Source organism: Aliidongia sp. (assembly GCF_035943795.1).
In the GTDB taxonomy this organism is placed as follows: Bacteria; Pseudomonadota; Alphaproteobacteria; order ATCC43930; family CGMCC-115725; genus Aliidongia.
In genome coordinates this window covers 21,361-27,698 of record NZ_DASZBY010000075.1, presented here as the reverse complement: position 1 = coordinate 27,698, position 6,338 = coordinate 21,361, and the positions used below count along the sequence as shown (strand labels likewise).

Annotated in this window: 6 protein-coding genes; 1 reads left to right on the top strand and 5 read right to left on the bottom strand. The window is 67.0% G+C overall.

What is annotated here, in order from left to right:
* Positions 1-346: 346 nt before the first annotated feature.
* The 3 genes from VGV37_RS13305 to VGV37_RS13295 all read right to left on the bottom strand — a co-directional run bounded on the left by VGV37_RS13305 (position 347) and on the right by VGV37_RS13295 (position 3,812).
* Entirely contained in the window at positions 347-1,933 is a 1,587-nt protein-coding gene (locus VGV37_RS13305) for a peptide ABC transporter substrate-binding protein (protein WP_326880169.1), read from the bottom strand.
* Between the two features lie 256 nt (positions 1,934-2,189).
* Positions 2,190-2,816: a flavin reductase family protein gene (locus tag VGV37_RS13300; RefSeq protein WP_326880168.1), complete on the bottom strand. Its 627-nt coding sequence runs from the start codon at positions 2,814-2,816 to the stop codon at positions 2,190-2,192.
* A 90-nt stretch (positions 2,817-2,906) separates the two neighbouring features.
* Complete coding sequence (locus VGV37_RS13295) at positions 2,907-3,812, bottom strand: LysR family transcriptional regulator (protein ID WP_326880167.1); 906 nt, start codon at positions 3,810-3,812, stop codon at positions 2,907-2,909.
* A 112-nt stretch (positions 3,813-3,924) separates the two neighbouring features.
* On the opposite strand from VGV37_RS13295, the gene VGV37_RS13290 reads away from it, so the two are divergent.
* On the top strand, positions 3,925-4,767 hold the full coding sequence (locus VGV37_RS13290) for an oxidoreductase (RefSeq protein WP_326880166.1): 843 nt from the start codon (positions 3,925-3,927) through the stop codon (positions 4,765-4,767).
* A gap of 4 nt (positions 4,768-4,771) precedes the next feature.
* On the opposite strand, the gene VGV37_RS13285 is transcribed toward VGV37_RS13290, so the two are convergent.
* Both VGV37_RS13285 and VGV37_RS13280 read right to left on the bottom strand, forming a co-directional pair.
* On the bottom strand, positions 4,772-5,392 hold the full coding sequence (locus tag VGV37_RS13285; protein WP_326880165.1) for a class I SAM-dependent methyltransferase: 621 nt from the start codon (positions 5,390-5,392) through the stop codon (positions 4,772-4,774).
* An 82-nt stretch (positions 5,393-5,474) separates the two neighbouring features.
* Positions 5,475-6,311, bottom strand: a complete 837-nt coding sequence (locus VGV37_RS13280; protein ID WP_326880164.1) for a 3-keto-5-aminohexanoate cleavage protein — start codon at positions 6,309-6,311, stop codon at positions 5,475-5,477.
* Positions 6,312-6,338 lie beyond the last annotated feature (27 nt).

The window sequence follows — 6,338 nt, the reverse complement described above, 5'->3', positions numbered from 1 at the left end:
CGACGTGTCGAGCGCGGTCGACCAGTCGAGCGAGGTCGCGAACGAAGTCCGCACCGCCGCCCAGGCGATGAGCACCGAGGCCGATGTGCTGAAGGGCGACGTCGCGGGCTTCCTCGGCGGCATCCGGGCCGCGTGATCGCGTTTTTCCGACCCCGCGGAGGTGCCGAGCTACGTACGTATCTTTGTTCTGTTTCAGAACGTTAGCTTTCCTCCGCGGTCAAGCCCGGGCATGACGGAGTATTATACTAATGCTCTGAGATCGTTCAGAAAAAGAGGTATCCCCATTCTCTGGCGCCTCCCTGGGAATGACGGAGAATTGGGATGGAACGATCGCGACCGCGTCTTCTCAATGCGGATCGAGCCGGACCTGCTTCGAATAATAGAAGTTCAGGATATTGATGCTGAGGCCTTTCACATAGGGCTTCACCAGCCGCTTGATGCGATAGGTGAAGACGGGCGCCAGCGGCTGGTCGTGCAGCACGAGCCGTTCGGCCGCTTCCAGCAACGCCATGCGCGCGCCGGTGTCGACCGTCACCTGGGCCCGGTGCACCAGGTCGTCATAGGCCGGGTTGGCATAGCCGGGATCGTTGAGGCCGGCGCCCGAGACCAGCAGCTCGGCGAAATTGTTGGCGTCCGGATAGTCGGCGGTCCAGCCGTCGCGGAACAGCTCGGTCTCGCGCTTGTCCTTGCGCGCCTCGATGAACACCTTGAATTCCTGGTTCACCAGATGGACCTGGATGCCCAGCGCCTGCTTCAGCATGCCGGCGACCGCGATCATGATCTTCTTGTGGTTCTCGCTGGTGTTGTAGCGCAGCTCGATGCTGAGCGGCTTGTCCGGGCCGTAGCCGGCCTCGGCATAGAGCTGGCGCGCCCGGGCGATGCGCTCGGCCATCGGCTGGTCCTTCCAATCGAAGTTCTGGTTCGCATAGCCGTCGATCCCGGGCGGAACCCAGCCATAGGCCGGTACCTCGCCGGTCCTGGTGATCTTGGACACGATCGCCTCGCGGTCGATCACCAGGTTGACCGCCTCGCGCAGCTTCAGATCATCCTTGAACGGCGGCCGGGTCAGGTTGAAGCCCAGGTAGTAGGTGCCCATGAACGGCTCGATATGCAGGTCGGCCGGCAACTCGGCGCGGATGAAATCGATCTGGTCGGACGGCACGTCATAGGTCATGTCGATCTCGCCGGCCCGATAGCGTTTCAGTTCCTCGTTCTGGTTCTCGATCGGGAAATACTCGACCTTGTCGAGCACGACCGCGGCTGCGTCCCAATAATGCGGGTTGCGGACCAGAACGACGCGCGACTGCGGCGTCCATTCCGCCAGCATGAAGGCGCCGTTCGAGACGAGGTTGCCGGGCCGGGTATATTGATGGCCGAACTGTTCGACCGCGGGCCGATAGGCCGGACTGAACGCCGGTGCGCCCAGCAGCTTCAGGAAGAACCCGGTCGGCGCCTTCAGCCGGACCTCGAGCGTCCGGTCGTCGACCGCGCGCACGCCCAGTGCTGCCGGGTCGGGCTCGGCGCCGGTCACGATCCGTTCGGCATTCACGATCGGATAGAACGGAAAGGCATATTTCGAGCCGGTCCTGGGATCGACCGTGCGGCGCCAGCTCCAGGCGAAATCCTCCGCCGTCAGCGGCGCTCCATTCGACCAGGCGAGCCCGGGGCGCAAGGTGAAGCGATAGGTCATGCCGTCCGGACTGACCATCCAGCTTTCGGCCTGGCCCGGCAGCGCCTCGCCGGCGGGGCCGATCACGACCAGCCCTTCCGATACGTCGTGCAGGATCTGCTGATCCGGTTGCAGATCGGCCAGCGCCGGATCGAGCGTCGCCGGCTCCGACCCGTTGCCCAGGCGCAGCACCTGCTCGTCGGCATGGGCGATCGTGACGGACAGCAACAGGATCGTCAGCAGCAGCAGACAGCGTCTCGGCACTCTCGATGCTCCATGGCTGACGGGAAAATCGAGAGTGGCAGAGATCGTCGCGTCTGCGAAGGCACGGATCTCCGCTACCCCCGCCGTGCGAAATCGATGAAGGCGCCGCCTCCAGCATCAGGTCCTGGTCGCCCCGCGCGAGCGGGCCCGAGACTACGATCTGGATCGGGATGCCGTCGTGTTCGAATTCCCAGCGATAGACGACCCGCCGGCGAAGCGATAGCGGATGCAGGGCGCCGACAGCAGATCCTGTCGGCTATTTCGGCCGATGCATATCGAAGCGCGTTTCCGGGCCGATCGCGGCATAGGCGCTGGGGCCGCCCGCGCGCAGCACGATGCCGGCACCGAACGTGTCGAAGATACCGTCTTTCAGCAGTGCCTTGTCGATGTGCACGGCCACGACCTCGCCGAGCGTCAGCCAGGCCTGGGCCAGCACGCCTGTGTGGCTCTTCATCTGGATGATCTCGATCACCTTGCATTCGAAATGCACCGGGCTCTCGGCCACGCGCGGCACCGACACCAGGCGCGAGGGCAGGGAGGTCAGGCCGGCCAGCGCGAATTCGTTCGTGCCGTAGGGCACCATGGCGCAGGTCTGGTTCATCTGCTCGGCCAGGTCGCGCGTCGTCAGGTTCCAGACGAACTCGCCGGTGTCGCGCGCGTTGCGCAGGCTGTCTTTCGGGCTGGTGCTGGAAAAGCCGATGATCGGCGGGGTGTAGTTGAACGCATTGAAGAAGCTGTAGGGCGCCAGGTTGACCGAGCCGTCGAGGCCGCGGGTGGAGACCCAGCCGATCGGCCGGGGGCCGACGATCGCGTTGAACGGGTCGTGCGGCAGCCCATGGCCCTTGGACGGCTCGTAGAAATGGCGATCGGCTTCATCGATCATGGTGCTGGGGCTTTCGAAAGGCGGTTTTCGGCAATGCCTTGAATGGCCTACGTCCGCGATCTTTGCAAGCGCAAGCGCCCGGCCGCTCCGTCAACCCGTCGCGCGCAGTACCTCTTTTGCCGTGTCGATGAAGGCGCGCAGCTTGGGCGCGTCGGCGGCGCGGCGCGGGAAATAAAGGAACAGGCCCGGCTCGTCGAGGCTCGCCCAGGGCATCAGTTGAACCAGCGTGCCCGCCGCCAGTTCCGCGCGCGCCAAAGGTTCGAACAGATAGGCGATCCCGATGTCGGCCAGTGCCAGTTCTTTGGCGTAGGTCGGGTCGGTCACGCGCGCCGTGCCGGCGACCGAGACCGACAGTTCGGTCCCGCCGTCCCTCAGGTCCCAGGCATAGACGGCGCCGCTCGAGAGCAGGCGAAAGCCGATGCAATTGTGCCGGGCGAGGTCGGCGATCGCGCGCGGCGTGCCCCGGTCGGCCAAATAGGCGGGCGATGCCACCATGATCGCCTGAAACGGCGGGGTCAGTCGGACCGCGATCATATCTTCGGCGATCATCGCGCCCAGCCGCACGCCGGCGTCGAAGCCCTGGGCCACGACATCGACCAGCCCGTCGTCAGAGGTGATTTCGATGGTGAGGTCCGGATGGCGCCGCGCCATCTCCACCATCACCGGCGTGATCGCAATCGACAGCGCCACGCGCGGAATGTTCAGCCGCAGCAGCCCGGTTACCCGTCCCCGGGCGGCGCCGACCCGCTCGGCCGCCTCGTCGATCGCAATCAGGGCCGGTCCGACCGTATCGAGGAAGCCGTGGCCGGCCTCCGTCAGCGCCACGCTGCGCGTCGTGCGGGCGAACAGCGGCAGGCCCAACTGGTCCTCGACGGTCTTGACCGCGTGGCTGACTGCTGACGGGCTCATGCCCAGTTCGGCCGCGGCCACGGCGAAGCCCCCGCGCCGTGCGACCGCGAGCACGACGGGCAGGTGGGCCAGGAGTTCCCGATTCATTCATGCATCATATCGCATGAGTCATGCAGATTGGACCATATTATCGATCCGCTTCGGAGATGAGAAGTTCTGGTTACGGCATTGATGCCGGCCCGAACGAGGAAGACAGAGCATGACCCATTCCCCGAAAACCTGGTTCATCACCGGCGCGTCGTCCGGTTTCGGCGCTGCCTTCGCCGCTCACGCGCTCGAGCGGGGCCACAATGTCGTCGCCACGGCACGCACCGTCGCGAAGCTGGCGGACCTGGCGGCGACCGCGCCCGACCGGGTGCTGGCCCTGGCGCTCGACGTGGATCGCGCCGATGCCGCCGAGGCGGCGGTGGCCAAGGCCGTCGCGCGCTTCGGCCGGATCGACGTGCTGGTCAACAATGCCGGCTTCGCCGTGGTCGGCGCGATCGAGGAGACATCGGACGCGGAATTGCGCGCGATCATGGACACGAATTTCTTCGGCGCCATGGCGGTCACTCGCGCGGCATTGCCGACCCTGCGCGCCCAGCGCTCGGGGGCGGTCGTCAATATCTCCAGCCTGGGCGGCCAGACGTCTTTTGCCGGCTTCGGCGCCTACTCGGCATCCAAATTCGCGCTCGAAGGGGCGTCGGAGGCCCTGGCGCTCGAAATGGCACCGTTCGGCGTCAAGGTGCTGATCGTCGAGCCGGGCGCGTTCCGCACCAACCTGGTCGGTGCCGCGATGCGCGAGATGCCGGAGATCGCGGCCTATCGCGCCGTGGTCGGCCCGACCCGCGGCTTCTCCCGCGCGATGAACCAGACCCAGGACGGCGACCCGCGCAAGGCAGCGGTCGCGATCGAGCAGGCGCTCGATGCCGAAACCACGCCGTTGCGCCTGCAACTGGGCACCGACGCCGTCGATGCGGTCCGCGCCCATGCAGAAGCGCTGCTGACGGATCTGAAAGCTTGGGCGCCGGTGGCGGTCGCGACCAGGTTCGACCCGGCGTGACGGCTCAGCCGTTGGTTGCCTGCAGCAGCTTCAGGCGGCCGAACACGCCGGTCGGCTCGATCGCCGCGACGCGCAGGCCGGTCTCATCCAGGAAATGGTCGAGCGGAAAATAGGGCTCGAACCCGAGCGAACCGGCGAAGCGGCCGAGATGGCGGCTGAGCCGGGCCGAGAAGCCGCCCGGGGTCGAGAAGTGGTTGACCAGCACGATGCGGCCGTCCGGCCGGCAGACCCGGCGGATCTCGGCACCGAAGCGGGCCAGGTCCTGCACGGTCGAGGCGACGAACAGCGCCACGACCACGTCGAAGCTGCCGTCCAGGAAATCCATCGCCTCGGCGTTCATCAGATGGAACCGGCTGCGCTCGGCCAGCACGCCGCACCGGGCCCGATCGCGCGCCTTGGCCAGCATCTCGTCCGACACGTCGATGCCGACCAGCTGCACGTCGGGACGGTAATGGGGCAGGGACAGGCCGGTACCGACGCCGATCTCCAGCACCCGCTGGCCCGGCCGGTCGTTCGCGACCCGGATCGCACGACGCCGGGCGGTCTGGAGCAGCGGCCCGAACAGCAGGTCATAAGCCGGGGCATAGCCGCGATAGGCATCGCGCGCTTCGGTCAAACTGATCATGGAAACCGCCGGGACAGGAGTTGCGATGACGTTCCGGTGGTTAACCGCCGGATCGCGATCGGAGTTCCTGCCCCATGCGGATCTAAGCCGTCGCGGCGATGCCCAGCTTGGCTCGCGCCTCGGCCGGGGTCGCCGGGCGTCGGCCATGGCGCTCGGCGGCCGCAACCGCCAGCCCGACCAGCTCGGCATTGCTCGCGGCGAGGCGATCCTTGGTGATGCGGATGTTGTCTTCGAGGCCGGTGCGCACGCCGTCGCCGCCGCGCGCCAGCACCCACTCCATGACGCGGGCCTGGTTGACGCCGATGCCGGCGGCCGTCCAGGTCGCGTTCGGCAACACGCGGCGGATCTCGCCCAGCATCAGGTCCAGCAGGTGTTCCTCGGCCGGCAGCGCGTTCTTGACGCCCATCACGACCTGCACGTGGGGCCGGTCGTCCATCAGCCCGGCGGCGACCAGGCGGCCGGCGCCATGGATATGGCTGAGGTCGAACAGCTCGATCTCCGGCCGCACCCCGTTCGCCTGCATGCGGGTCGCCAGATCCTGCACCAGGGCAGCGCCGTTCTCGTAGACGATGGTCGGGAAATTCACCGACCCGGTCGAGAGCGAGGCCATGTCCGGCCGAAGCTCCAGCGCATTGCCGCGCGATGCCGGATCGCGCCCGCGCCCGCCGGTCGAGAATTGCACGATCATGCCGGGGCAATGTTTCAGGATGCCCTCCTGCACCTGGCCGAACAGGACCGGGTCGCTCGACGGGCTCTCGTCCGGATTGCGCACGTGGATATGGACCAGCGAGGCACCGGCCTCGAACGCCGCGTGCGTGCTCTCGATCTGCTCCGCCGGGGCCACCGGAACGGCCGGGTTGTCTTTCTTGCGCGGCACGGAGCCGGTGATGGCGACGGCAACGACGACGGGATCGGACATGTTGGACACCATGGGCTCGGGAACGGT